At 56.8% G+C, this 25620-nt stretch carries 26 protein-coding genes; 21 read left to right on the top strand and 5 right to left on the bottom strand.

Annotated features, from left to right (window positions below; genetic code table 11):
- Nucleotides 1-51: 51 nt before the first annotated feature.
- The 15 genes from EBA31_RS18200 (at nucleotide 52) to hisP (ending at nucleotide 14488) form a co-directional block, all read left to right on the top strand.
- Nucleotides 52-825, top strand: a complete 774-nt coding sequence (locus tag EBA31_RS18200) for a helix-turn-helix transcriptional regulator (protein WP_122079912.1) — start codon at nucleotides 52-54, stop codon at nucleotides 823-825.
- 177 nt (nucleotides 826-1002) lie between these two features.
- Nucleotides 1003-2124, top strand: a complete 1122-nt coding sequence (pdxB, locus tag EBA31_RS18195) for a 4-phosphoerythronate dehydrogenase PdxB (RefSeq protein ID WP_046373046.1) — start codon at nucleotides 1003-1005, stop codon at nucleotides 2122-2124.
- A gap of 89 nt (nucleotides 2125-2213) precedes the next feature.
- Entirely contained in the window at nucleotides 2214-3224 is a 1011-nt protein-coding gene (locus tag EBA31_RS18190; protein WP_122079911.1) for an aspartate-semialdehyde dehydrogenase, read from the top strand.
- A complete protein-coding gene (gene truA / locus EBA31_RS18185) occupies nucleotides 3224-4045 on the top strand; it encodes a tRNA pseudouridine(38-40) synthase TruA (protein WP_020827874.1) in 822 nt (273 codons plus the stop codon). Before EBA31_RS18190 ends, truA begins: the two co-directional genes overlap by 1 nt.
- 75 nt (nucleotides 4046-4120) lie before the next feature.
- Nucleotides 4121-4783 carry a DedA family protein gene (locus EBA31_RS18180; protein WP_020827873.1) on the top strand — a complete coding sequence of 221 codons (663 nt, stop codon included), beginning with the start codon at nucleotides 4121-4123 and terminating at the stop codon, nucleotides 4781-4783.
- Nucleotides 4784-5016: 233 nt separating this feature from the next.
- Nucleotides 5017-5925 (top strand): acetyl-CoA carboxylase, carboxyltransferase subunit beta, encoded by a 909-nt coding sequence (accD, locus tag EBA31_RS18175; RefSeq protein ID WP_020827872.1) that lies wholly within the window; start codon nucleotides 5017-5019, stop codon nucleotides 5923-5925.
- A 207-nt stretch (nucleotides 5926-6132) separates the two neighbouring features.
- Complete coding sequence (gene folC, locus EBA31_RS18170; RefSeq protein WP_020827871.1) at nucleotides 6133-7398, top strand: bifunctional tetrahydrofolate synthase/dihydrofolate synthase; 1266 nt, start codon at nucleotides 6133-6135, stop codon at nucleotides 7396-7398.
- Nucleotides 7399-8163: a cell division protein DedD gene (gene dedD, locus EBA31_RS18165; protein ID WP_122079910.1), complete on the top strand. Its 765-nt coding sequence runs from the start codon at nucleotides 7399-7401 to the stop codon at nucleotides 8161-8163. It begins immediately after the preceding gene.
- A gap of 231 nt (nucleotides 8164-8394) precedes the next feature.
- Nucleotides 8395-8895: a colicin V production protein gene (gene cvpA / locus EBA31_RS18160; RefSeq protein ID WP_020827869.1), complete on the top strand. Its 501-nt coding sequence runs from the start codon at nucleotides 8395-8397 to the stop codon at nucleotides 8893-8895.
- A 21-nt stretch (nucleotides 8896-8916) separates the two neighbouring features.
- Entirely contained in the window at nucleotides 8917-10434 is a 1518-nt protein-coding gene (gene purF / locus EBA31_RS18155) for an amidophosphoribosyltransferase (RefSeq protein ID WP_020827868.1), read from the top strand.
- 131 nt (nucleotides 10435-10565) lie between these two features.
- Entirely contained in the window at nucleotides 10566-11138 is a 573-nt protein-coding gene (locus tag EBA31_RS18150) for a UbiX family flavin prenyltransferase (RefSeq protein WP_020827867.1), read from the top strand.
- 302 nt (nucleotides 11139-11440) lie between these two features.
- A complete protein-coding gene (gene hisJ, locus EBA31_RS18145; protein ID WP_020827866.1) occupies nucleotides 11441-12223 on the top strand; it encodes a histidine ABC transporter substrate-binding protein HisJ in 783 nt (260 codons plus the stop codon).
- 85 nt (nucleotides 12224-12308) lie between these two features.
- Nucleotides 12309-12995, top strand: a complete 687-nt coding sequence (locus tag EBA31_RS18140) for a histidine ABC transporter permease HisQ (protein WP_020827865.1) — start codon at nucleotides 12309-12311, stop codon at nucleotides 12993-12995.
- Nucleotides 12992-13696: an ABC transporter permease gene (locus EBA31_RS18135; RefSeq protein ID WP_020827864.1), complete on the top strand. Its 705-nt coding sequence runs from the start codon at nucleotides 12992-12994 to the stop codon at nucleotides 13694-13696. Before EBA31_RS18140 ends, EBA31_RS18135 begins: the two co-directional genes overlap by 4 nt.
- 18 nt (nucleotides 13697-13714) lie before the next feature.
- Complete coding sequence (gene hisP / locus EBA31_RS18130) at nucleotides 13715-14488, top strand: histidine ABC transporter ATP-binding protein HisP (RefSeq protein ID WP_020827863.1); 774 nt, start codon at nucleotides 13715-13717, stop codon at nucleotides 14486-14488.
- A gap of 41 nt (nucleotides 14489-14529) precedes the next feature.
- On the opposite strand, the gene EBA31_RS18125 is transcribed toward hisP, so the two are convergent.
- From EBA31_RS18125 to yfcG, 3 genes are all read right to left on the bottom strand, one after another.
- Complete coding sequence (locus EBA31_RS18125; protein WP_122079909.1) at nucleotides 14530-15444, bottom strand: TIGR01777 family oxidoreductase; 915 nt, start codon at nucleotides 15442-15444, stop codon at nucleotides 14530-14532.
- 28 nt (nucleotides 15445-15472) lie between these two features.
- The gene (gene folX, locus EBA31_RS18120) at nucleotides 15473-15844 is read right to left on the bottom strand and encodes a dihydroneopterin triphosphate 2'-epimerase (protein ID WP_012146035.1); all 372 of its coding nucleotides are present in this window, start codon (nucleotides 15842-15844) and stop codon (nucleotides 15473-15475) included.
- A gap of 104 nt (nucleotides 15845-15948) precedes the next feature.
- Complete coding sequence (yfcG, locus tag EBA31_RS18115; protein ID WP_020827861.1) at nucleotides 15949-16578, bottom strand: GSH-dependent disulfide bond oxidoreductase; 630 nt, start codon at nucleotides 16576-16578, stop codon at nucleotides 15949-15951.
- A gap of 259 nt (nucleotides 16579-16837) precedes the next feature.
- Here yfcG and yfcE point away from each other — a divergent pair, with 259 nt between their 5' ends.
- Nucleotides 16838-17389 (top strand): phosphodiesterase, encoded by a 552-nt coding sequence (gene yfcE, locus EBA31_RS18110; protein WP_020827860.1) that lies wholly within the window; start codon nucleotides 16838-16840, stop codon nucleotides 17387-17389.
- A gap of 90 nt (nucleotides 17390-17479) precedes the next feature.
- A complete protein-coding gene (gene yfcD / locus EBA31_RS18105) occupies nucleotides 17480-18037 on the top strand; it encodes an NUDIX hydrolase YfcD (protein ID WP_020827859.1) in 558 nt (185 codons plus the stop codon).
- 66 nt (nucleotides 18038-18103) lie between these two features.
- Here yfcD and pta read toward each other — a convergent pair whose 3' ends face one another.
- Together pta and ackA are read right to left on the bottom strand one after the other, a co-directional pair.
- The gene (pta, locus tag EBA31_RS18100; protein ID WP_122080655.1) at nucleotides 18104-20266 is read right to left on the bottom strand and encodes a phosphate acetyltransferase; all 2163 of its coding nucleotides are present in this window, start codon (nucleotides 20264-20266) and stop codon (nucleotides 18104-18106) included.
- Between the two features lie 74 nt (nucleotides 20267-20340).
- On the bottom strand, nucleotides 20341-21543 hold the full coding sequence (ackA, locus tag EBA31_RS18095; RefSeq protein ID WP_020827857.1) for an acetate kinase: 1203 nt from the start codon (nucleotides 21541-21543) through the stop codon (nucleotides 20341-20343).
- Nucleotides 21544-21897: 354 nt separating this feature from the next.
- Between ackA and yfbV the strand changes: the two genes are divergently transcribed.
- The 4 genes from yfbV to EBA31_RS18075 all read left to right on the top strand — a co-directional run bounded on the left by yfbV (nucleotide 21898) and on the right by EBA31_RS18075 (nucleotide 25597).
- Nucleotides 21898-22353, top strand: coding sequence for a terminus macrodomain insulation protein YfbV (gene yfbV, locus EBA31_RS18090; RefSeq protein ID WP_020827856.1), 456 nt, complete (start codon nucleotides 21898-21900; stop codon nucleotides 22351-22353).
- A 146-nt stretch (nucleotides 22354-22499) separates the two neighbouring features.
- Complete coding sequence (locus EBA31_RS18085; RefSeq protein WP_020827855.1) at nucleotides 22500-22994, top strand: YfbU family protein; 495 nt, start codon at nucleotides 22500-22502, stop codon at nucleotides 22992-22994.
- 16 nt (nucleotides 22995-23010) lie between these two features.
- Entirely contained in the window at nucleotides 23011-23667 is a 657-nt protein-coding gene (locus EBA31_RS18080; protein ID WP_046373051.1) for a sugar phosphatase, read from the top strand.
- A gap of 97 nt (nucleotides 23668-23764) precedes the next feature.
- Nucleotides 23765-25597: an SLC13 family permease gene (locus EBA31_RS18075; RefSeq protein ID WP_232807826.1), complete on the top strand. Its 1833-nt coding sequence runs from the start codon at nucleotides 23765-23767 to the stop codon at nucleotides 25595-25597.
- Nucleotides 25598-25620 lie beyond the last annotated feature (23 nt).

The raw sequence follows: 25620 nt of genomic DNA, 5'->3' as shown, positions 1-25620 counted from the left end.
GCGATATTCAGACAAATTTTCTGCCAAACAAGACAGTAACGGGGCGAAACCATGCCAGAAATCCGCCATTATCCCGAAGCGCTGATCCCGGCGCCGCGGCCGGTGCAGTTCCGCTGCGAAGAGTTCAATGCTCGTACCGAGTTCCAGCCACATCGTCATAGCTGGGGACAGTTGATGTGGGTAAAAGCTGGCGTCATGGTGCTGCGTATCGGCGGCCAGCGCTTTTTGGCACCGCCGGAATTTGTGTTGTGGGCGCCGGCGGAGATTGAACACTCCTGCTATAACCAGCGCTTGGCGCAGTGTCGCATGGTGGATATTGCGCTGCCGCTGTGCGCCGGTTTGCCGGAAGAACCTTGTCTGGTCAGCGTTAGCCCGATTTTCCGCGCCATTGCCGAAGATTTTTACGCTCGCAAACAATACATCCCGCAAAGCAAACAGGATTTACGCCTGTGCCGCGCGTTGATCGACCAACTGCATGTCTCACCGGTGCAGCAAACTTATCTGCCGACCTCCGAAGACAAATTTTTGGCACCGGTGTTGGAAGCCCTGGAGCACTGTCCGTCGGACAATACCTCGCTCGCCATCTGGGCCACTCGGGTCTACACCACTGAACGCACGCTGTCGCGCCGCTGCCAGCAGGACTTGGGGATGTCGTTTAGCGAATGGCGCCAGCGCCTGCGTTTTTTGCATGCCGTTTCGCTGTTGGAGCAGGGTAAAACCGTACAAGAGGTTGCGCTGGAAGTAGGCTATAGCTCTGCGTCTGCGTTTATCGTCATGTTTCAGCAAATCGCCGGCACCACCCCCGAGCGCTTTCGCCGGGCATGATTCAGTGGCACACTATTTCCCAGATAACTCTTCATACTTGACGCCGCCTCTGCGTTGGCTGCGAGCACTCACCCCAGTCACTTATTTGAGTAAGCTTCTGGGGACTCCTGCTCTTACCGCCTTGATGCAGCGCTAATTATTTTGGGTATAAATAGCCGTAAACCGTCGGAGCAACAAGTGAAAATCCTGGTTGATGAAAATATGCCGTACGCGACTGAATTGTTTAGTCGCTTGGGGAACGTACAGGCCGTGCCTGGCCGCCCAATTCCGAGTGATGCGTTGGCGGATGCCGATGCGTTGATGGTGCGCTCGGTGACCAAAGTGAATGAAGCGCTGCTGGCCGGCACCCGCATTGGTTTTGTCGGCACCGCGACAGCCGGCACCGATCACGTAGACGACGCCTGGCTGCAACAGCAGGGCATAGGTTTTTCTGCGGCACCGGGGTGCAACGCCATTGCCGTGGTGGAATATGTCTTCTCCGCGCTGATGTTGCTGGCTGAGCGTGACGGTTTTCACCTGCGCGATAAAACCGTCGGCATTATCGGCGTCGGCAACGTAGGTTCACGGCTGGATGCCCGTTTGAAAGCCCTGGGCGTGCGTACCTTACTGTGCGATCCGCCGCGTGCCGATCGTGGTGACAGCGGCGAGTTCTGGCCATTGGAGAAGCTGGTGGCGGAAGCTGACGTGCTGACCTTCCATACGCCGCTCAATAAATCCGGCCCTTATCATTCATTGCACCTGGCGGATGCCGAACTGCTGGCGGCACTGCCGGACAATCGCATTCTGATCAACGCTTGCCGCGGTCCGGTAGTCGACAACGCGGCGCTGTTGCAGGCGCTGGAAAAAGGCAAAAAGCTGAGCACGGTGCTGGACGTGTGGGAACCTGAGCCGGAGCTGTCTCTGCCGCTGCTGGCGCGGGTCGATATCGGTACCGCGCATATCGCCGGTTACACGCTGGAGGGCAAGGCGCGCGGCACGACGCAGGTCTTCGAGGCCTTCAGCCGCCACCTGGGACAGCCGCAGCAGATCGAACTGGCCTCATTGTTGCCGGTGCCCGAGTTCAGCCAGATCCAGCTCAATGGGCCACTGGACGAAGGCAAATTAAAACGATTGATGCACTTGGTGTATGATGTGCGCCGCGACGACGCGCCACTGCGTAAAGTGGCCGGGCAACCGGGCGAGTTTGATCGTCTGCGCAAACATTATCAGGAGCGCCGTGAATGGTCTTCATTACGCGTCCAGTGTGATGATAGCGCCAGTGCGGAGCTGCTGCACAAGCTGGGCTTTTCGATCGCGTAAGGCTTTCTTAAGCCACAGTGACTAATTTTGTTATCAGGGCGGCGAATCAGTCGCCCATCTGCATTTGAAAAATACTCTGGAGAAACCCAATGTCTGACGGCTGGAATATCGCTCTGCTTGGCGCCACTGGCGCGGTAGGTGAAGCGTTGCTGGAATTGTTACAGGAACGCCAGTTCCCGGTGGGCGAACTCTATCCTTTGGCCAGCGAACGCAGTGCCGGTGCCACGGTGCGCTTCAATGGCAAATCGGTTCTGGTGCAAAAAGCGGAAGAATTCGACTGGTCACAGGCCCAATTGGCGTTCTTCGTCGCCGGTAGCGAAGCCTCGGCCCGCTATGCGGAAGAAGCCGGCAATATGGGCTGCCTGGTGATCGACACCAGTGGTCTGTTTGCGCTGGAGCCGGACATTCCGCTGGTGGTACCGGGGGTTAACCCGCAGGTGCTGGCGGATTACCGTAATCGTAATATCGTCGCCGTGGCCGACAGCATGGTCAGCCAACTGCTGACGGCCATCAAACCTTTGACCGAACAGGCCGGGCTTTCCCGTCTGCACGTCACCACCCTGATGTCGGTCTCTGCCCGCGGAAAAGTGGCAGTAGACGATTTGGCCGGTCAGAGTGCGCGCCTGCTGAACGGCATTCCGGCCGAGCCGGGCGTGTTTGCCAAGCAGCTGGCGTTCAACCTGCTGCCGTTGATGACCGACGAGCAGGGCAGCGTGCGCGAAGAACGGTTGATCGTCGACCAGGTGCGTAAAGTGCTGCAGGACGAAGGGCTGCCGATCTCGGTGAGCTGCGTGCAGTCGCCGGTGTTTTACGGCCATGCGCAGGTGGTGCATCTGGAAGCGCTGCGCCCAATTTCTGCGGAAGAAGCGCGCAGCGAGCTGGAGCAGGTAGACGATATCCAACTGAGCGAAGAAGACGACTATCCGACTCAGGTCACGGAAGCTTCCGGCAGCGATGCGCTGAGCCTGGGTTGCTTGCGCAATGACTACGGCATTCCTGAAATTCTGCAGTTCTGGTCGGTCGCCGACAACGTACGCTTCGGCGGCGCGCTGATGGCTATCGAAACCGCAGAGCGTCTGGTGCAGGAGCAGATGTACTGATGTCAGAGGTTGTTTTGCCCACCCAGCCGACACTGAAAATCGCGCTGGGGATTGAATATGACGGCAGCCGTTATTATGGCTGGCAGCGTCAGCAGGAAGTGGCCAGCGTGCAGGCCTGTCTGGAACAGGCCTTGAGCAAGGTGGCCAACGCGCCGATCAACGTGCTGTGCGCCGGACGTACCGACGCCGGGGTGCACGCTACCGGTCAGGTGGTGCATTTTGAAACCACCGCGCAGCGCAAGGACGCCGCCTGGACGATGGGGGTCAACACCCATCTGCCGCCGGATATCGCCGTGCGCTGGGTAACCGGCGTGCCTGAAGATTTCCATGCGCGTTTCAGCGCCACCGCGCGCCGTTACCGCTACATTATTTATAATCACCGCTACCGCCCAGCGGTATTGCAGCAGGGGATGACCCATTTTTATCACCCGCTGGATGCCGACCGGATGGAAAGGGCGGCGCAGGCGCTGCTGGGCGAGAACGACTTTACGTCGTTTCGCGCCGTGCAATGCCAGTCGCGTACTCCCTGGCGTAACGTAAAACACGTTAAGGTTACGCGCCACGGTGAATATATTGTGGTAGATATCAAGGCGAATGCCTTTGTGCATCATATGGTTCGCAACATTGTCGGTAGCCTGATGGAAATTGGCTGCGGCAATCAGGACGAGAACTGGATGGCCGAGTTGCTGGCGCTGAAGGATCGCAATCTGGCTGCGGCTACGGCGCGGGCCGAAGGGTTATACCTGGTGAGCGTTGATTATCCTGAGCACTTTGCTTTACCCCGGCCACCGATGGGGCCACTGTTTTTACCCGACGATTAAACGCCGGCGCGACTGACGCGTTGCTCCCTTGTGTACCTGCCGGGTGGGTGAGACACCCGGTCAAAGAGAGAACCTATGGACATCATCAAGTTTGTGATTGATTTTATTCTGCATATTGACGTGCATCTGGCCGAGCTGGTGGCGCAATACGGTATGTGGGTGTACGGTATTTTGTTCCTGATCCTGTTTTGCGAAACCGGCCTGGTGGTGACGCCTTTCCTGCCGGGGGATTCTCTGCTGTTTGTTGCAGGGGCGCTGGCGGCATTGCCGACCAACGATCTGAATGTGCACACCATGGTGGCGTTGATGATCGGCGCGGCGATACTCGGGGATGCGGTGAACTACACTATTGGGCGGTTGTTCGGGGAAAAGCTGTTCAGTAACCCGAATTCGAAAATCTTCCGCCGCAGCTACCTGGATAAAACCCACCAGTTTTATGAAAAACACGGCGGGAAGACGATCATTCTGGCGCGATTTGTGCCGATCGTGCGTACTTTTGCGCCGTTCGTTGCCGGTATGGGGCATATGTCCTATCGCCATTTTGCTGCCTACAACGTGATTGGCGCACTGGTTTGGGTGCTGCTGTTCACCTATGCTGGTTACCTTTTCGGCGACTTGCCGATCGTGCAGGAAAACCTGAAACTGTTGATCGTGGCTATCATCATTGTTTCAATTCTGCCGGGCATCATTGAAATTTGGCGCCATAAGCGCGCGGCTGCCCGCCAGCAAAAACAGTAAAAACATCGCTCAACCTGTCGGTTCGACCAGTTTTTTATCCACAGTGTCGGGCCGATATGGTTTAATGAGCGACATTTATGGTCTGTTCCTGTTAACAACCTTGAAACCAGTGCCTCTGTCGCGCGCTTGTCGCGTTTTGCTCGGGCACTTTTTCATTGGGTCTGTTTTCGGGGGGATTGTTAAAGCATGAACTGCGGACTGGCGTCTGCCAGGTTCAAACAGAAAGGTCATCGATGAGCTGGATTGAACGAATTCTTAACAAGAGCAATATTACCCAAACCCGTAAGGCGAGTATTCCTGAAGGGGTTTGGACCAAATGCGATAGCTGCGGCCAGGTTCTCTACCGCGCCGAGCTGGAGCGTAATCTGGAAGTGTGCCCGAAATGCGACCACCACATGCGCATGACTGCGCGTATGCGTCTGCATACCCTGCTTGATGAAGGCAGTGAAGTGGAGCTGGGCAGCGAACTGGAGCCGAAAGACGTTCTGAAGTTCAAGGATTCCAAGAAGTATAAGGACCGCCTGGTTGCCGCGCAGAAAGCGACCGGTGAAAAAGATGCATTGGTGGTGATGAAAGGCACGCTGTACGGTATGCCGATCGTTGCCGCTTCATTCGAATTCGCCTTCATCGGCGGTTCCATGTCGTCCGTGGTCGGCGCGCGTTTTGTTCGTGCGGTTGAGCAGGCGCTGGAAGACAACTGTCCGCTGGTGTGTTTCTCTGCCAGTGGCGGCGCCCGTATGCAAGAAGCGCTGATGTCGCTGATGCAGATGGCGAAAACCAGCGCAGCGTTGGCAAAATTGCAGGAACGCGGTCTGCCGTACATTTCGGTGCTGACCGACCCGACCATGGGGGGCGTTTCCGCCAGTCTGGCCATGCTGGGCGATATCAATATCGCCGAGCCGAAGGCGCTGATCGGCTTTGCCGGCCCACGCGTCATCGAGCAGACGGTGCGTGAAAAACTGCCGCCGGGCTTCCAGCGCAGTGAGTTCCTGATTGAGAAAGGCGCGATCGACATGATCGTGCGTCGCCCGGAAATGCGCCAGACCTTGGCGAGTATCCTTTCCAAGCTGACCAACCAGCCGCAGCCGCATTTCGATGAGGTAGCGCCGGTGGCCGGGCAGGAAAGTCAGGCCGACGCCTGAGGCTGATAAGTCACCCGCGCGGCGCAGGTCTCGCGGGTTTCAACCGTCATTTTGTGGCTAAGTGACGGTTGAAATACCCTTGTAGATTGAGCGTAGCGGTCCATTCCGACGCTTGGAAGACAACGGGTATCATGCAGAGCATCGCCTTTACCGCGGTGAGGGTGGTGCCCTGATGGATTAATGAACCCAAGTTCAGTGACGGGACTCATGCAAAACCACCAAATTCCCCAAGCCACGTCGCCATTGAGCTCGTGGCTTTTCTATCTTGAGCGTCTGCACAGCCAGGCGATCGAACTCGGCCTGGAACGCGTACAGCGCGTTGCAGCGCATCTTGATTTACTCACCCCTGCACCGACGGTGTTCACCGTTGCCGGTACCAACGGCAAAGGCACCACTTGCCGCACCCTGGAAGCCATTTTGATGGCGGCCGGTCTGCGCGTCGGCGTTTATAGCTCGCCGCACCTGGTGCGCTACACCGAGCGTGTGCGCATTCAAGGCGATGAGCTGAGCGAGGCCGAACACAGCCGTTCGTTTGCCGCCATTGAAGCGGGCCGGGGCGAAACCTCACTGACTTACTTCGAATTTGGCACCCTGTCGGCGTTGCAGCTGTTCAAACAGGCTAAGCTTGACGTGGTGATCCTGGAAGTGGGCCTGGGCGGCCGCCTGGACGCAACCAATATCGTCGATCCGAGCGTGGCGGTGGTAACCAGCATCGCGCTGGATCATACCGACTGGCTGGGCAGCGATCGCGAAAGCATTGGCCGCGAAAAGGCCGGTATTTTCCGTGGTGGTAAACCTGCGGTGGTGGGGGAACCGGATATGCCGGCGACCATTCAGCAGGTGGCGGATACGCTGGGGGCGCAGCTGTATCGTCGCGGCGACGCCTGGACCTTCAGCGAACAGGGCGAACGCTGGCAGTGGGAGGGCGGTGGCACCTTGCTGACCGACTTGCCGATGCCAAATGTGCCGCTGGCGAATGCCGCGACGGCGTTGGCGGCGCTGCATTTTTCTGCGCTGGAAATCGATGAACGTGCGATCTTCGCCGGTCTACAGCAGGCGACGTTGCCTGGGCGCTTCCAGATTGTGCGCCGCGATCCGATGTTGATCCTCGATGTCGCGCATAACCCGCACGCAGCCGGTTATCTGGCCGGGCGTCTGGCGACGTTGCCGCGCAATGGCGGTAAAGTGCGCGCGGTGGTGGGCATGCTGTCGGACAAAGACATCGCCGGTACGCTGGCCTGTCTGAGTGAGCAGGTCGATGAGTGGTATTGTGCGCCGTTGGAAGGGCCGCGCGGTGCCAGCGCCGAGCAGTTGGCGCAACATTTGACGGAACCGCGGCAGTTCGCCGATGTCGAAACTGCCTGGCGTCAGGCTATGCAGGACGCTGATATTCAGGATATTGTGATCGTCTGTGGATCGTTCCACACCGTTGCACAGGTAATGGCGGCGTTAGACGAGATGCGGGGAGTGTGAGTGGCAAGTAAATTTCAAAACCGATTGGTCGGTACCGTCATTTTGGTTGCGCTGGGGGTGATTATCCTGCCAGGGCTGCTGGACGGTAAAAAGAAGCATTATGAGGACGAGTTCGCCGCCATCCCTTTGGTGCCGAAGGCCGGTGATGTGGAAGAAAACGACGTGGTGCCGCCGGTAAGCCAGACGCTGCCGGCCCAACCGCCGGAAGGCGCGGGCGCGATGGTGGAGCAGCAGGCTGCCAATGAAGCGGCGACGCAACAGGCCATCCGCCAGCCGGCTCAGCAGCCGACCCAGGTTACGCCGCCGCCGGTTGAAACCCGACCGGTACAGCAGCCGAAACCGAAACCGGTTGAAGCCAAGCCGGTGGAAGTGAAACCGAAACCGGTGCAGCAGCCGAAACCGGTGGAAGTGAAGCCGGTGGTGAAACCCGAACCTAAGCCAGAGCCGAAACCGGAGCCTACGCCGACACCGAAGCCTGAACCTGCACCCGTGCAGAAACCGGCGGAAGAGAAAGCGCCGGCAGGGCAGGCATATGTGGTGCAGCTCGGGGCGTTGAAGAACGCCGCCAAGGTTAATGAGGTGGTGGCGTCGCTGAGGCTGTCCGGCTATCGTGCCTTTACCGTGCCGTCAACGCCGGTACAGGGGCAGATCACCCGGATTTATGTCGGGCCAGACGCCTCGAAACAGAAACTGCAGTCTTCGCTGCCCGCGCTGAATTCTATCAGCGGCTTGAGCGGTCAGGTGAAGCCGTACGGCGTACGTTAAGCGCAGGGGGCACAGCATGCTGTGCCCCGGAACCGAAAGATGACGGTATAATCATTAAAAAAACTGTGCCTTTCGTAGCTGAAATGGCCTATGTAGGCGCGGCGATTGGGAATTTTTTATCGCCGCTTTTTATTTGTAACGTGGTAGGAAAACCCCTACGCAAACGTTTTCTTTTTCTGTTAGAATTCGCCGCGAATTGGATGCAGGGGCGATTCATCATTGGAATAGTTCATGGTCTGGATTGATTACGTCATTATAGCGGTGATTGGATTTTCGGCTCTGGTTAGCCTGATCCGAGGGTTTGTTCGCGAAGCATTGTCACTTGTGACATGGGGATGTGCGTTTTTTGTTGCCAGCCATTTCTACTCTTACCTTGCGGTCTACTTCACTCGTTTTGAAGATGAACTGGTGCGAAACGGCATCGCGATTGCCATCTTGTTTATCGCGACCCTGATCGTAGGAGCTATTGTTAACTATGTGATTAGCTCACTGGTAGAGAAAACCGGGTTATCAGGCACCGACCGGGTACTGGGCGTCTGTTTCGGCGCACTGCGCGGCGTGTTAATCGTTTCGGCGATACTGTTTTTCCTGGATACCTTTACCGGCTTTTCGCAAAGCGCAGACTGGAAACAGTCGCAGCTTATTCCCCAGTTCAGTTACATCATCAGGTGGTTCTTTGACTACCTGCAGAGCACGTCGAGTTTCTTACCGACCCATTTACCGGGGCGGTAGCGCTGATGAGGAAAAGACAACATGTGCGGTATTGTCGGTATCGCCGGTTTTATGCCGGTAAACCAGTCGATTTATGATGCGTTGACGGTGCTACAGCACCGTGGCCAGGATGCCGCAGGCATCGTCACCATCGATGCCCATAACGGGTTCCGTCTGCGTAAGGCAAACGGTCTGGTGAAGGATGTGTTCGAGGCACGCCATATGCAGCGCTTGCAGGGCAACATGGGTATTGGCCATGTGCGCTACCCGACGGCTGGCAGCTCCAGTGCCTCAGAGGCTCAACCTTTCTATGTAAACTCACCGTTCGGCATTACGCTGGCACACAACGGCAACCTGACCAACGCCCATGAACTGCGTCAAACGCTGTTTGAAAGCGGTCGCCGCCATGTCAACACCACCTCCGATTCCGAGATTTTGCTGAACGTGCTGGCCAGCGAGCTGGACCGTTTCCAACACTATCCGCTGGAGTCCGACAACGTATTCACCGCCGTTGCCGCCATGCATCAGCAGCTGCGCGGCGCTTACGCCTGCGTCGCGATGATCATCGGCCATGGCCTGCTGGCGTTCCGTGACCCTAACGGCATCCGCCCGCTGGTGATTGGCAAACGCACGCTTGAAGACGGCCGCAACGAGTATATGGTGGCTTCCGAGAGCGTGGCGTTGGATACGTTGGGCTTCGAGTTCCTGCGCGATGTGGCGCCTGGGGAAGCGGTGTACATCACCGACAAGGGCCAACTGTTCACTCGTCAGTGTGCAGAGAACCCAAAAACCAACCCGTGCCTGTTCGAATACGTTTACTTCGCCCGTCCAGACTCCTTTATGGACAAGATTTCGGTCTACAGCGCCCGCGTGCGCATGGGGCAGAAGCTGGGTGAGAAAATTGCCCGCGAATGGGAAGATTTGGACATCGACGTGGTGATCCCGATCCCGGAAACCTCCTGTGATATCGCGTTGGAAATCGCCCGTATCCTGGACAAACCGTATCGTCAGGGCTTTGTGAAGAACCGCTACGTCGGCCGCACCTTCATCATGCCGGGTCAGCAGGCGCGTCGCCAATCGGTACGCCGCAAGCTGAATGCCAACCGCGCCGAATTCCGCGACAAGAACGTGCTGTTGGTGGACGACTCCATCGTGCGCGGTACCACGTCTGAACAGATCGTGGAAATGGCGCGCGACGCCGGGGCGAAACGTGTTTATCTGGCTTCCGCAGCGCCGGAGATTCGTTTCCCCAACGTGTACGGCATCGACATGCCAAGCGCCAACGAACTGATTGCCCACGGCCGTGAAGTGGATGAAATCCGCCAGATCATCGGCGCCGACGGTTTGATCTTCCAGAATCTGGACGATCTGATTGAAGCGGTGCGTGAAGAGAACCCGGACATCAGCCAGTTCGAATGCTCGGTATTCAACGGTATCTACGTCACCAAAGACGTCGACCAGAGCTACCTCGAGTATCTGGAATCGCTGCGCAATGACGACGCCAAAGAAATGCGTAGCCAGACCGAAGCGGAAAATCTGGAAATGCACAACGAAGGCTAAGCCTTCGCACTGACCAAAATGGTGCACCGCGGCGGTCGCTGCGGTGCATTATTCCCGCCTGACTTGCTTATATAGCGCCATTGCGGCAAAGTCTGCCTGATCCTATTTTTTCCGTGGCAGAGGCCAGCTTTATGAAACGAATCATCATCGGTATTTCCGGCGCCAGCGGCGCTATCTACGGCGTGCGCCTGCTGCAGGTATTGCGTGACGTCGCAGAGGTGGAAACCCATTTGGTGATGAGTAATGCAGCGCGACAAACGCTGTCGCTGGAAACCGCGCTCAGCCTGCGCGAAGTGCAGGCGCTGGCCGATGTGGTACATGACTCGCGCGATATTGGCGCCAGCATCTCTTCCGGATCGTTCAAAACTATCGGGATGGTGATTTTACCTTGCTCAATCAAAACGTTGTCCGGTATCGCCAACAGCTACAGCGATGGTCTGCTGACGCGCGCCGCTGACGTGGTGCTGAAAGAGCGTCGCCGGCTGGTGCTGTGCGTGCGTGAAACTCCGCTGCACGTGGGCCACCTGCGCCTGATGACTCAAGCGGCAGAAATGGGAGCCGTCATTATGCCGCCGGTGCCGGCGTTTTATCACCGCCCCGAAAGCGTAGAAGACATCATCGACCAAACGGTGAACCGGGTGGTCGATCAGTTCGATATTGAATTACCCAAAGATTTATTTTCCCGCTGGCAAGGTGCCAATTAACAAATTTCTCTCCAATTTGGCACATTTGTGCAACACCGCACTGAATTAGGGCGGCACCTGCACCATAATGATCCCACTTCATCACGTTCACTGTTTCAAGGCGCTGGTATTTCTCCATTGCCCGTGGCGCGGCCCAGCCAGGCCGATTTAATTTTGCGGTTATCGTCCCAGGAAACAGTTTTGTGAAGGTCGGAGCCGTTCCCTCCGCCGACAGCAACCAATGTGGCACGATTACTGCAAATTGATTTGGTGGAAAAATAATGCCCGCAGTGGCATCGAAAAAATCAATTTGAGGGTAATTTATGAAAAAGCTGGTTAAGGTTCTTCCTTTAGTCTTGGCTTTAAGCGCGGCAAGCAGCGCATTTGCCGCCGTACCATCGACCTTGAAGATAGGTACCGATCCGACCTATGCACCCTTTGAGTCCAAAAATGCCAAAGGTGAGCTGGTCGGCTTTGATATCGATCTGGCCAAAGAGCTGTGCAAACGCATAAATACCCAATGTACCTTTGTGGAAAGCGATTTTGACGCGCTGATCCCTTCCCTGAAGGCGAAGAAAATTGACGCCATCATCTCTTCTTTGTCGATCACCGAAAAACGCCAGCAGGAAATTGCCTTTACCGACAAGCTGTATGCCGCTAACGCCCGCCTGATCGCGCCGAAAGGGTCGAAACTGTTGCCTACCGTGGATGCGCTGAAAGGCAAGAGCGTCGGCGTGCTGCAGGGCACCACCCAGGAAGCCTATGCCAACGCCATGTGGCAGCCGAAGGGCATCACCGTTGTGCCTTATCAGAACCAGGATTTGGTCTACGCCGACCTGGCATCCGGCCGTATCGATGCCGCCTTCCAGGATGAAGTCGCAGGGAGTGATGGCTTCCTGAAACAGCCTCCAGGCAAGGATTACGCTTTCGCCGGTGAATCGGTGAAGGATGACAAATTCTTTGGCGTAGGCACCGGCATGGGCCTGCGCAAGACCGATACCGAGCTCAAGGCGGCGCTGGATAAGGCCTTTGCCGAAATGCGCAAAGACGGCACCTACGACAAGTTTGCGAAGAAATACTTCGACTTTGACGTCTACGGCGGTTAATGCCGCATACCCTTCCATGTTGTGACTACGGGGCCGGTCTGCCGGCCCCGATGGTTCGGGATCCTATGACGACAGGGTGAAGTAAATGCTGCAAGGCTACTCCCAATTGATATTTGAGGGCGCTCTGGTGACGCTGGAGCTGGCCCTCAGTTCCGTACTGCTGGCGGTGGTGATTGGTTTGATCGGCGCCGGTGGCAAGCTTTCCCATAACCGCCTGCTTTCCACGCTGTTTGGCGCTTATACCACGCTGATCCGTGGCGTACCCGATCTGGTACTGATGCTGCTGATTTTCTACGGCCTGCAAATTGCACTTAACAACATCACCGAACTGCTTGGTTTTTCGCAAATCGATATTGATCCGCTCAGCGCGGGGATCATCACCCTTGGGTTTATCTACGGTGCCTATTTCACTGAGACTTTCCGTGGGGCCTTTTTGGCGGTGCCGAAAGGGCAGATAGAAGCGGCCACCGCCTACGGTTTTTCCGGTTCGCAAATATTCCGCCGCATTCTGTTCCCTGCCATGATGCGTTTTGCCCTGCCTGGCATCGGCAATAACTGGCAGGTGATCCTCAAGGCGACGGCGCTGGTGTCGATTCTGGGCCTGAACGACGTGGTGAAGGCCACCCAGTTGGCCGGTAAAGGCACCTATCAGCCGTTCTTTTTCGCGATCGTGGCCGGGGTGGTTTATCTGGTCTTCACCACCGTGTCCAATGGCGTGCTGTTGTGGCTTGAACGGCGTTATTCCCTCGGCGTCCGGAGGGCTGAGCTATGATCGAAATTTTGCAACAGTATTGGCAGTCGTTGTTGTGGAGCGACGGTTATCGCTTTACCGGCGTGGCGGTCACGCTGTGGTTGCTGATCTCCTCGGTGGTGATGGGCGGTTTGCTGGCGATCCCGATGGCGGTGGCGCGCGTTTCCTCCATCAGCTGGGTGCGCTTCCCGGTATGGCTGTATACCTACATATTCCGCGGCACGCCGTTGTATGTGCAATTGCTGGTGTTCTACTCCGGCATGTACAGCCTGGAAATCGTGCGTGGTACGGACTTCCTCAACGCCTTCTTCCGCAGCGGGCTCAACTGCACCATTTTGGCGCTGACGCTGAACACCTGCGCCTATACCACCGAAATCTTCGCCGGGGCTATTCGCGCGGTACCGCACGGTGAAATCGAGGCAGCCAATGCCTATGGTTTCTCACGCTTTAAAATGTATCGCTGCATCATTTTACCTTCCGCGCTGCGCACCGCGTTGCCTGCCTACAGTAACGAAGTGATCCTGATGTTGCACTCTACCGCGCTGGCGTTTACCGCCACCGTGCCGGATCTGCTGAAGATAGCGCGAGACATCAATGCGGCGACCTATCAACCGTTTTATGCCTTCGGCATTGCGGCGGTACTGTATCTGATCATCTCCTACGGGTTAATCAGCCTGTTCCGCAAGGCGGAAAAGCGCTGGATGGCACACGTTAATCACTGATAATGACGGGAACACACTATGTCTGAGAATAAATTAGCCGTCACCGAACTGCATAAGCGCTATGGCGAACACGAAGTGTTGAAAGGCGTATCGCTGGCGGCCAACGCAGGGGATGTGATTAGCATCATCGGTTCTTCCGGGTCCGGTAAAAGTACCTTTTTACGCTGCATTAACTTCCTGGAAAAGCCGAGTGAAGGATCCATTAGCCTGAACAATGAAGATATTCGCATGGTGCGCGACAAGGACGGGCAGCTTAAGGTGTTCGACAAGAAACAGCTGCAGCTGCTGCGTACTCGCCTGACCATGGTGTTCCAGCACTTCAACCTGTGGAGCCACATGACGGTGCTGGAGAACGTGATGGAAGCACCGGTGCAGGTACTGGGGTTGAGCAAGACCGAGGCGCGTGAGCGCGCGATACGCTATCTGGATAAGGTCGGCATCGATGAACGTGCCCGTGGCAAATACCCGGTGCACCTGTCCGGCGGGCAGCAGCAGCGCGTGTCGATCGCCCGGGCATTGGCGATGGAGCCGGAAGTTTTGCTGTTTGATGAACCGACGTCGGCGCTGGATCCGGAACTGGTAGGGGAAGTGCTGCGCATCATGCAAAAGCTGGCGGAAGAGGGAAAAACCATGGTGGTGGTGACGCACGAGATGGAGTTTGCTCGCCACGTGTCCAGCCACGTGATTTTCCTGCACAAAGGGCTGATCGAAGAGCAGGGGCCACCGGCCGAACTGTTTGGCAATCCGAAAAGCCCGCGTTTGCAGCAGTTTCTTTCCGGCGCATTAAAATAATCGATTGTCGGGGCCGGATTTTTCTGGCCCCGATAACTTCCTCAGCGGACTGGGTCCCGCTGATTGATCACATCATCCAGCGCCTGCTCCAGCTCCAGAAAGCGGAAGCTGAAGCCTGCCTCTTCCAGCCGTTTCGGCACCGCACGTTGCCCACCCAAGACCAACACTGCCGCTTCCCCCATCAATAAATGCATGGCGAATGCCGGTACGCGCAAAAATGCCGGTCGATCGAGCACGTTGGCCAACTGAGCGGCAAACTGCTCGTTGTGGACCGGGTAGGGGGCAACCATATTGAAAGGGCCTTGCAGGGTCTGGTGATCCAGCAAATAGATAATGCCATTGACCATGTCGTCCAGGTGGATCCACGGCAGGTATTGACGGCCACTGCCGATGGGCCCGCCCAGACCGAAGCGGAACGGCGGCAACATCTTCGCCAGCGCGCCGCCTTTTGCCGCCAGCACTACGCCGGTGCGCAGCAGACAGACGCGGGTGGCATCGCTTTGCGCCTGCAACGCCAACGATTCCCAACGTTGACACAGTTGATGGGTGAACTCGTCATGCGGCGCTTCGTCTTCGGTGACCACCGCCTGGCCCTGATCGCCGTAATAACCGGTCGCGGAACCGGAAATCAGCACGCTGGGCGGGTTGCTGCCGGCGTTAATCAATTTCACCAACTGCTCGGTCAGATCCCAACGGCTGTGGCACAGGCGTTCTTTCTGCGCCTTACTCCAGCGCTTGTCGGCGATCGGCTCGCCGGCCAGGTTGATCACGGCGTCAAAGCCATCGAGCGAAGGCTGATCCTGCAACGTTGACCAGTAGCTGACCTGTTCACCGAAGCGCTCACGAGCGCGGGGCACGTTACGGCTCAGCACCGTGACTTGGTGAGAAAGGCCCAACAGCCGCCGCGTCAGGCTGCTCCCTATCAATCCTGTGGCGCCGGTGATCAGGATCCGCATGGTCGATTCTCCCTGAAACAGGTGGTTTTCAGGCCCGGCGATAGCTCATGGTCATCGAAACCGAGTCGGCGTAGCGCAGGGCCAGTAGTTTATCTATCTCTACTTCAGCATAGGTTACCCAGGCATGTTGTTTCACGATATCGAGCACATCCTGAGTTAATTTTTCCAGCAGGGCGAAGCGGTTATCTTCCACATGGCGGATGATGGCTTTGGTGATGGTGCGGTAATTGAGCGCGTCGTCGATATTTTCACTGTCGCGCGCTTTATCCGCCGGGTAGTGGATCACTACGTTAATCAGGATGTCCTGACGATTGTTAATTTCTTCTTCCTTGATACCGATGAAAGTACGCAACCGCAGGTTTTTTATACGAATAATGGCGTCGGGTTGACTGAATGACATCAGAAGATCTCCACAGGTCTGATTATTGCCGCTCAGAATACACGGAAAGTAAGGAAAAGATAACGAGCTAAAGGAAACTCCCCGCGGGTCGGGGAGCGGGAAATTTAGCCCTGTTCGGCCAGCTTGTAGGCGCGTGCGGTAGCGGGACGGTTGCTGATGCGTTCAAACCAGTTGCGTACCGCCGGGTAATCCGCCAGATCGATGCGCTGGCGTGGGTGAGACACCACCCAGGGGTAAGTCGCAATATCAGCGATGCTGTAGTTGTCGCCGCCCAGGTACGGGTGCTTTTGCAGCTCGGCTTCCAACACGGCATACAGACGCTTGGTTTCCAGATGGTAGCGTTCGATGGCGTAGGGCACCGGCTGCGGCGCGTAATGGTTAAAGTGATGGTTTTGCCCGAGCATCGGCCCAAAGCCCGCGACTTGCCAGAACAGCCACTGTAGCGTAGCGGCACGCTCGCGCAGGCCTTTGCTCAGCAATTTGCCGGTTTTCTCCGCCAGATACAGCAGGATTTCGCCGGATTCGAACAGGCTGATCGGCGCACCGCCATCAACCGGCTGCTGGTCGACGATGGCCGGAATTTTGTTGTTGGGTGAAATGCTCAGAAAATCCGGCTTGAACTGGTCGCCGGCGCTGATATTTACGCGATGGATACGGTAGGGTAAGCCAACCTCCTCCAGAAACAGGGTAATTTTGTGACCATTGGGAGTAGGCGCGTAATACAGGTCAATCATGTTGCCTCCTGCGGTAAGGTGATCTGTAAGTCATTACACGTTGTTGCGGTCTTCGCCGCGCACAAAGGTATATCAGAGATCTTTCTATAGGGTTACCCACAATAGCAGCTAAGAATAGCAGGCTATGTGAGATTCGTCTGATGCTATCTCTACAACATGCATCACAATTCCGGGTCTTCAGGAATCGCTTCCTCGGCAGCCTTGCCGTCGCTGGCCACTGCGATAAAATAGCCGTTATTTCCCTGCCAAAGGAAAGGTTATGAAGCTGATATTCGCCTCCGATATACACGGTTCGCTACCCGCCACCGAAAGCGTGCTGGAACGTTTTGAGCAAAGCGGTGCCGACTGGCTGATCCTGCTGGGTGATTTGCTGAATCACGGGCCGCGAAATGCGTTGCCAGCGGGCTATCAACCGGCGCAGGTTGCTGAACAATTGAATCGCTATAGCGACAAGATCATCGCCGTTCGCGGCAACTGTGACAGTGAAGTTGATCAGATGTTATTGTCATTTCCCATCACCGCGTCTTGGCAGCAGGTGCTATTGCAAAAAAGACGATTGTTTTTAACCCACGGACACCTTTATCATCCCTCCGCACTGCCGCCGTTATCTGCCGGTGATGTGCTGGTCTATGGGCACAGCCATTTACCGCAGGCGGAACGGCAGGGCGAAATTTACTGCTTTAATCCAGGATCGGTCAGCATTCCGAAAGGGGGCTTTCCCGCCAGCTATGGCATACTGGAGGACGGCATTTTAAGTGTGGTCACTTTGGACGGCGGCAAGGCTGTTGCAGAGGTGGCATTAACGCACTAATTTATACACACACAATAAAAATCTTTGAAAAACACTCATTGATTAACCAGTGCGCGGGATGCATCGCGCCAAAATAGAAGGTTTTAGAGGATGGCGGAACAGGGTCAGGCTGCAGATACCGAGTGGGTTGATATCGTCAACGAGCAAAATGAAGTGATTGCTCAATCCAGTCGCCAACAGATGCGTGCTCAACGGCTGCGTCATCGTGCTACCTATATTGTGGTGCATGATGGAATGGGAAAAATTCTGGTGCAGCGTCGCACCGACATTAAAGATTTCTATCCGGGTTGGCTGGACGCCACTGCCGGTGGCGTAGTGCAAAGCGGGGAGAACGTGCTTGACTCCGCTCGCCGCGAGGCGGAAGAGGAACTGGGCATTGCCGGCGTGCCTTTTGCCGAGCACGGGCTGTTCTACTTTGAAGAAGAGCAGTGCCGGGTGTGGGGTGCGCTGTTCAGCTGTGTCTCGCATGGCCCCTTTGCACTGCAGGAAGAAGAAGTGGTTGAGGTTAGCTGGCTGACGCCGGAAGAAATCACCGCCCGCTGCGACGAATTCACGCCGGACTCGTTAAAAGCGCTGTCGCTGTGGCTGACGCGCAACAACGAACAGGCCTATGGCAAGCCGTTGCGCGATAGCGATGAAAATGCCTGATGCGTTCGCGCAAATAAAAAAACCGGTCAATTGACCGGTTTTTTTTATCTGATAATTAGGGGATTATCAGGCTTTGGCTGCTGCTGCATCAGCCTGGGAAGACTGAATGGCGGTCAGGGCGACGGTATAAACGATGTCGTCTACCAGTGCGCCACGTGACAGGTCGTTCACCGGCTTGCGCATGCCTTGCAGCATTGGCCCGATGGACACCAGGTCAGCAGAACGCTGTACCGCTTTGTAGGTGGTGTTACCGGTGTTCAGATCCGGGAAGATGAACACGGTAGCCTGGCCTGCAACCGGAGAGTTTGGCGCTTTGGACTTGGCGACGTCGGCCATGATGGCGGCGTCGTACTGCAGTGGGCCGTCGATGATCAGGTCAGGACGTTTTTCCTGCGCCAGACGGGTCGCTTCACGCACTTTCTCAACGTCGCTACCCGCGCCGGAGTTACCGGTGGAGTAGGAGATCATGGCAACGCGTGGTTCGATACCGAAGGCCGCAGCGGAGTCTGCCGACTGGATCGCGATTTCAGACAGCTGTTCAGCGGTTGGGTCCGGGTTGATCGCACAGTCGCCGTATACCAGAACCTGGTCAGGCAGCAGCATGAAGAACACGGAGGACACCAGCGAGCTGCCCGGTGCCGTTTTGATCAGCTGCAGCGGTGGACGGATGGTGTTGGCGGTGGTGTGAACCGCGCCTGAAACCAGGCCGTCGACTTCGCCTTTCTCCAGCATCAGGGTGCCAAGAACCACGTTATCTTCCAGTTGCTCGCGCGCAACCACTTCGGTCATGCCCTTGCTCTTACGCAGCTCAACCAGACGTGGAACGTACTGCTCGCGCACGGCGACCGGATCAACAATCTCGATGCCTTTGCCGAGCTCAACGCCCTGCGCAGCGGCAACGCGCTGGATCTCTTCCGGGTTGCCCAGCAGCACGCACTCAGCGATACCACGTTCGGCGCAGATGGCCGCCGCTTTCACGGTACGCGGCTCGTCGCCTTCCGGCAGCACGATGCGTTTGCCGGCTTTACGTGCCAGCTCGGTCAGCTCATAGCGGAACGCCGGTGGAGACAGGCGACGCGAACGCTCGGAGGTCGCAGTCAGTGACTCGATCCATTCGGCGTTGATGTGGCTGGCCACGTAGTTCTGCACTTTCTCGATGCGCTGGTGGTCGTCCGCCGGCACTTCGAGGTTGAAGCTTTGCAGGCTCAGCGAGGTCTGCCAGGTGTTGGTTTCGACCATAAAGACCGGCAGGCCGGTTTGGAACGCACGTTCACACAGCTTTCTGATTGGCTCGTCGATAGCGTAGCCGCCGGTCAGCAGCACTGCGCCGATTTCCACGCCGTTCATCGCGGCCAGACAGGCAGAAACCAGCACGTCAGGACGGTCTGCCGAGGTGACCAGCAGTGAACCCGGACGGAAGTGTTCCAGCATGTGCGGAATGCTGCGCGCACAGAAGGTTACAGACTTCACGCGACGGGTCATGATGTCGCCTTCATTGACCACGGTGGCCTTCAGGTGACGGGCCATGTCGATAGCGCGGGTCGCGATCAGGTCGAAGCTCCACGGCACGCAGCCCAGCACCGGCAGCGGGCTGTTGGCGAACAGTTGCGCCGGGTCAACGTTGGTTACGCTGGCTTTGGTGGAGTCGTCGAAGATCTCGGACAGGTCAGGACGGGTGCGGCCCTGCTCGTCAACCGGGGCGTTCAGCTTGTTGATGATCACGCCGGTGATGTTTTTGTTCTTGCTGCCGCCGAAGCTGCTGCGAGCCAGCTCGATGCGCTCTTTCAACTGAGCCGGGGAATCATTGCCCAGTGCCAGTACAAAAACGATTTCCGCATTCAGGGTCTTGGCGATTTCATAGTTGAGCGCGTTGGCGAACTGGTGTTTACGGGTCGGCACCAGGCCTTCGATCAGCACCACTTCCGCGTCTTTGGTGTTCTCGTGATAGCGCGCCACGATCTCTTCCATCAGCACGTCTTGCTGGTTGGAGCTCAGCAGGCCTTCAACGTAGCTCATGCGCAGCGGTTCGGCCGCCGTGATGGTGGAGTTGCTGCTGCGGATGATGGTGGTGGTCTGGTCGAGCGAGTCGCCGCCGGTGCGTGGTTGAGCGATAGGTTTGAACACGCTCAGGCTAACGCCTTTTTGCTCCATGGAGCGGATGACACCCAGGCTGACGCTGGTCAGGCCGACGCTGGTGCCGGTGGGGATCAACATAATTGTACGTGACACAGAATAGTCCTCTTCACGAATTAACATGAGGCTAAAACAGCACCGTCAGCCTGGGCTGACGGTGTCGGAGAGCGTTACGCGGTCAGACGGGATGCGTCTTGCGCGATGACCAACTCTTCGTTGGTCGGGATAACCAGCGCCAGGCGGCTGCCGTCTTTGGTGATGGCGCCGGATTTACCGAAGCGAGCGGCCATGTTGCGTTCGTGGTCAATCTCGAAGCCCAGCAGGCCCAGTTTGTCCAGGGTCAGCTCACGCACCATACCGGCGTTTTCGCCGATGCCGCCGGTGAAGATCACCGCGTCCAGACGGCCGTCCATCAGTGCGCTGTAAGCGCCGATGTACTTGGCCAGACGGTGGCAGAATACGTCCATAGCGCGTTTTGCATCGGCTTTGGTTGCGTAGTTGTCTTCAACGTAACGGCAGTCGCTGGTGACTTCGGTCAGGCCCAGCAGGCCGGATTCTTTGGTCAGCATTTTGTTGATTTGATCAACGCTCATGCCCAGAGAGTCGTGCAGGTGGAAGATGATCGCCGGATCGATGTCACCGCTGCGGGTGCCCATGACCAGGCCTTCCAGCGGGGTCAGACCCATAGAGGTGTCAACGCATTTGCCGTTGCGCACTGCGGTTACGGAACCGCCGTTGCCCAGGTGGCAGGTGATCAGGTTAACTTCTTCAACCGGCTTGTTCAGCACTTTCGCAGCTTCTTGAGTTACGTAGAAGTGGCTGGTGCCGTGTGCGCCATAGCGACGAACGCTGTGGTCGCGGTACAGGCTGTACGGCAGGGCGTACAGGTAGGATTCTTCCGGCATGGTCTGGTGGAACGCGGTGTCGAACACGGCAACGTTTTTATCCGCCAGTTTAGGGAAGGATTTCAATGCCTCAGCGATACCGATCAGGTGCGCTGGGTTATGCAGTGGTGCAAATGGCACCGAATCTTTGATACCCTGCAAGACTTCGTCATTGATTACGGCAGAAGAAGTGAACTTCTCGCCGCCGTGCACAATGCGGTGACCGATAGCGGTCAGCTGTGCAGAAAGCTCCGGTTTTTGTGCCAGAATAGTATTAACAATGTAGTTCAGTGCTTCGCTGTGCGCAGCGCCGGCACCCAGAGCCGCTTCGTGTTTGGCGCCGTCCATCTTCCACTTGAGGCGAGCCTCAGGCAGGTGGAAACATTCGGCCAGGCCGGAGAGGTGTTCTTCACCGTTGACAGCATCGATGATAGCGAACTTCAGGGAAGAACTGCCGCAGTTCAGGACCAGTACTAGCTTACTCGACATGGAAGTACCTACTTAAATAGTTCGTGTTGTTAAAGGAAATACCAAAACACGTGGTGAATTAATCGTCAATCAGACAACAAGCGTAGCGCATAATGCCGTTGACATTTATGATTAACATCATGTGAATTGCACAAACCACATGACGATGAAAAAACCGATGATTTCTCTGCGGTTTAAATAATCTTGATTTTTATAGGGCTAAAAGTTGACAGAATTATTGTCATCTTCTACCGGCCAAAAGGCCGGCCTAGGATACCGATAGCCCGAGGCAAACACAAAATAAATTTAAAGCTTCAAATTTTTTAGTATGTGTTGGCCGTGTCCTTATTTTTCTTTGTGACGTTGAGGTACGCGATGACGAGCAAACCGTCCGGTTCCGTAAGCTGGTTTCAGGTCTTCCAGCGCGGGCAGCATTACATGAAAACCTGGCCGTCAGACAAACGTCTGGCTCCGGTCTTTCCGGAGAATCGCGTTGCGAGTGCCACCCGCTTTGCCGTCCGCTTTATGCCGCCGCTGGCGGTGTTTACCCTGACCTGGCAGATTGCCCTGGGGGGCCAACTGGGCCCGGCGATCGCCACCGCACTGTTTGCCTGCAGCATGCCGATGCAGGGTCTGTGGTGGTTGGGCCGTCGTTCGGTTACCCCGTTGCCGCCCACGCTGCTGCAGTGGTTCCATGAGGTACGCAACAAGCTGACGGAAGCCGGTCAGGCCGTCGCGCCGGTAGAAGGCACGCCAACCTACCAGTCGCTGGCAGACCTGCTGAAGCGCGCCTTCAAGCAGTTGGATAAAACCTTCCTGGATGACCTTTAACACTAAAAATGGCCGTATTGATGGCGGCCATTTTAGCGTTCTGGCCAATAACCCCCGTTCAAATCAAAGAACCGGCGAGTTGTGATTTCCTGTGATATTGCGCTGTGCGATGCTTTCGCCATGAGTAATTTATCGAGGAAATTATAATGGAAATGACCCACGCCCAACGCCTGATCCTGTCGAACCAATACAAGATGATGACCCTGCTGGACCCGGATAACGCCGAACGTTACCGTCGCTTGCAGACCATTATCGAACGCGGTTTTGGCCTGCAGATGCGCGAGCTGGATCGCGACTTCGGCGAAATGAGCGAAGACGTGTGCCGCACCATTATCAACGTGATGGAAATGCACCACGCGCTGCAGGTTTCCTGGGACAATCTGAAAGACAAACAAGGTATTGAAGCCCGCCGCCTGGCGTTTCTCGGCTTTGACGCCGCGACCGAGGCGCGCCATCTGAGCTACGTGCGTTTCCTGGTTAACACCGAGGGGCGCTATACTCATTTCGATTCCGGCAGCCACGGCTTCAACGCCCAAACCAAAATGTGGGAAAAGTACCAGCGTATGCTGGCTATCTGGCTATCATGCCCACGCCAGTATCACTTGAGCGCCGTTGAGATAGCGCAAATTATCAATGCATGATTAAAAGAGGTTTCCTGTGGAGTGTAAGGGTTTTCTGTTCGATCTTGATGGGACGTTGGTGGATTCATTGCCTGCGGTAGAGCGCGCCTGGGTTAACTGGGCCAAACGCCGCGGCGTTGATCCGCAGGACGTGCTGGATTTTATCCACGGTAAACAGGCCATTACCTCGTTGCGTCATTTTATGCCGGGTGAAAGCGAGGCGGCGATCCAGCAGGAGTTTCTGCTGCTGGAACAGGTGGAAGCGCAGGACACCGAGGGCGTTACCGCACTGCCCGGCGCCGCTGCCTTGCTGGCACGCTTGAATCAACTCGACATTCCCTGGGCGATCGTCACTTCCGGCTCGATCCCGGTAGCTACCGCTCGGCGGAACGCCGGTGGCCTACCACAGCCGGAGGTTTTCATTACTGCCGAGCAGGTGAAAAAGGGCAAGCCGCAGCCGGATGCGTATCTGCTGGGGGCTGAGCGCCTGGGGTTGGCACCGCAAGATTGTGTGGTGGTGGAAGACGCCGCTGCCGGCATTCTTTCCGGGTTGGCCGCAGGCTGCCAGGTGATTGCCGTCAATGCTCCTGCCGATGCACCAAAGTTGGATCAGGTCGATCTGCTGCTGTCATCGCTTGAGCAGATCGCCGTGAGCAAAACGGAGCAGGGCGCCGCGATTAACCTGGTGGCGTAACGCGTTATCTTCACCCAAATTGATTAGACCCCGCACCCGCGGGGTTTTTTTATGCTAATTTTTAAGCCCTTGGATATCTCTGCCGGGTGAGGCCGTTTTGAACAGCGAATTACTGTGGGTACTGAGTTTACTGTTGATTGCCATTGTGTTGTTTACCACCAATAAACTGCGTATGGACGTAGTGGCGTTGCTGGTGATCATCGCCTTTGTGCTGAGCGGTACCCTGACCCTACCGGAGGCCACGGTCGGGTTCAGCGACCCCAACGTGATCCTGATTGCTGCGCTGTTCGTGATTGGTGAAGGGCTGGTGCGTACCGGGGTGGCTTATCAGGTGGGAGACTGGCTGGTGAAGGTCGCCGGCAGTAGCGAAACCAAAATGCTGATGTTGTTGATGGTCACCGTCGCCGGCCTGGGGGCATTCATGAGCTCGACCGGCGTGGTGGCAATTTTTATCCCGGTAGTGCTCAGCGTGGCGGCGCGAATGAAAATCGCCCCGGGAAGGTTGATGATGCCGCTGAGCTTTGCCGGCCTGATCAGCGGCATGATGACCCTGGTGGCGACCCCGCCGAACATGGTGGTAAACAGCGAGCTGGTGCGCGAAGGCATCAGCGGTTTTGGCTTCTTCGGCGTGACGCCGGTAGGCCTGGCGGTGCTGGTGTTGGGCGTGGGCTATATGCTGGTGGCTCGCCGTTGGCTGGGTAATGAAGACGGCGATAAGACGCGCGAAACCTGGCAGCGACGCACCTTCCGCGATCTGATCCGTGACTACAAGCTGACCGGCCGGGCGCGTCGGCTGGCGCTGCGCAGCGGTTCGCCGCTGGTGGGACATTCCCTTGACGAGCTGCACCTGCGTGCTCGCTACGGCGCCAATGTGGTGGGCATTGAACGTTGGAAGCGCTTTCGGCGGGTAATGGTCAGCGCATCCGGCAGCACCGAGCTGCGCGAAGGCGATGTGCTGCTGCTCGACATGTCGGACAGCCAGGTCGATTTACGGGAATTCTGCAGTGAGCAGCAACTGGAACCCATGGTTCTGCGCGGCGACTATTTTTCCGAGCAGTCGCGCAACGTCGGTATGGCGGAAGTGTCGCTGATTCCTGACTCGACGTTGTTGGGCAAAAGCCTGCGCGAATCCGCCTTTCGCAGCCGTTACGATCTGAACGTGGTGGGGATCCGCCGCAATGGCGAAACCCTGGCGGGCAAGCTGGTGGATGAGCCCCTGGCGTTGGGCGACATTCTGTTGGTGATTGGCGACTGGAAGGCGATTCGCCAACTGCAGGCCAAAACCCACGATTTTATCGTGCTCAATCTGCCCGCCGAGGTCGACGAGGTTGCGCCGGCCATCACCCAGGCGCCGCACGCATTATTCTGTCTGGCGTTGATGGTGGCGATGATGCTGACCGACGAGATCCCCAATCCGATCGCCGCATTGATTGCCTGCCTGCTGATGGGTAAGTTCCGCTGTATCGACATGGAAAGTGCCTACAAATCGATCCACTGGCCGAGCATTATTTTGATTGTCGGCATGATGCCCTTTGCTCAGGCATTGCAGAAGACTGGCGGGGTGGATTTGATCGTGCGCGGGTTAATGGACGTTGCCGGCGGTGCCGGGCCAAGGGTGATGCTGGTGTGCCTGTTTGTTCTGTGCGCCACGATTGGGTTGTTTATCTCCAATACGGCAACCGCGGTGTTGATGGCGCCGATCGCCATTGCCGCCGCCCGCGAAATGGGGGTGTCACCGTACCCGTTTGCCATGATTATCGCCATTGCCGCTTCGGCGGCCTTTATGACGCCGGTTTCTTCCCCGGTGAACACGTTGGTGTTGGGGCCAGGGAATTATAAGTTCGGTGATTTTGTGCGTATGGGCGTGCCGTTCACGCTGTTGGTGATGCTGGTTAGCGTGATTATCGTGCCCTGGCTGTATGCTTTTTAACGGCGCAGCGGGCTGCGCCATAA

The organism is Serratia sp. P2ACOL2, assembly GCF_003691565.1.
In the GTDB taxonomy this organism is placed as follows: Bacteria; Pseudomonadota; Gammaproteobacteria; order Enterobacterales; family Enterobacteriaceae; genus Serratia; species Serratia liquefaciens.
The sequence above is the reverse complement of the archived record's forward strand: the minus strand, read 5'-3'. Positions and strand labels throughout refer to the sequence as shown.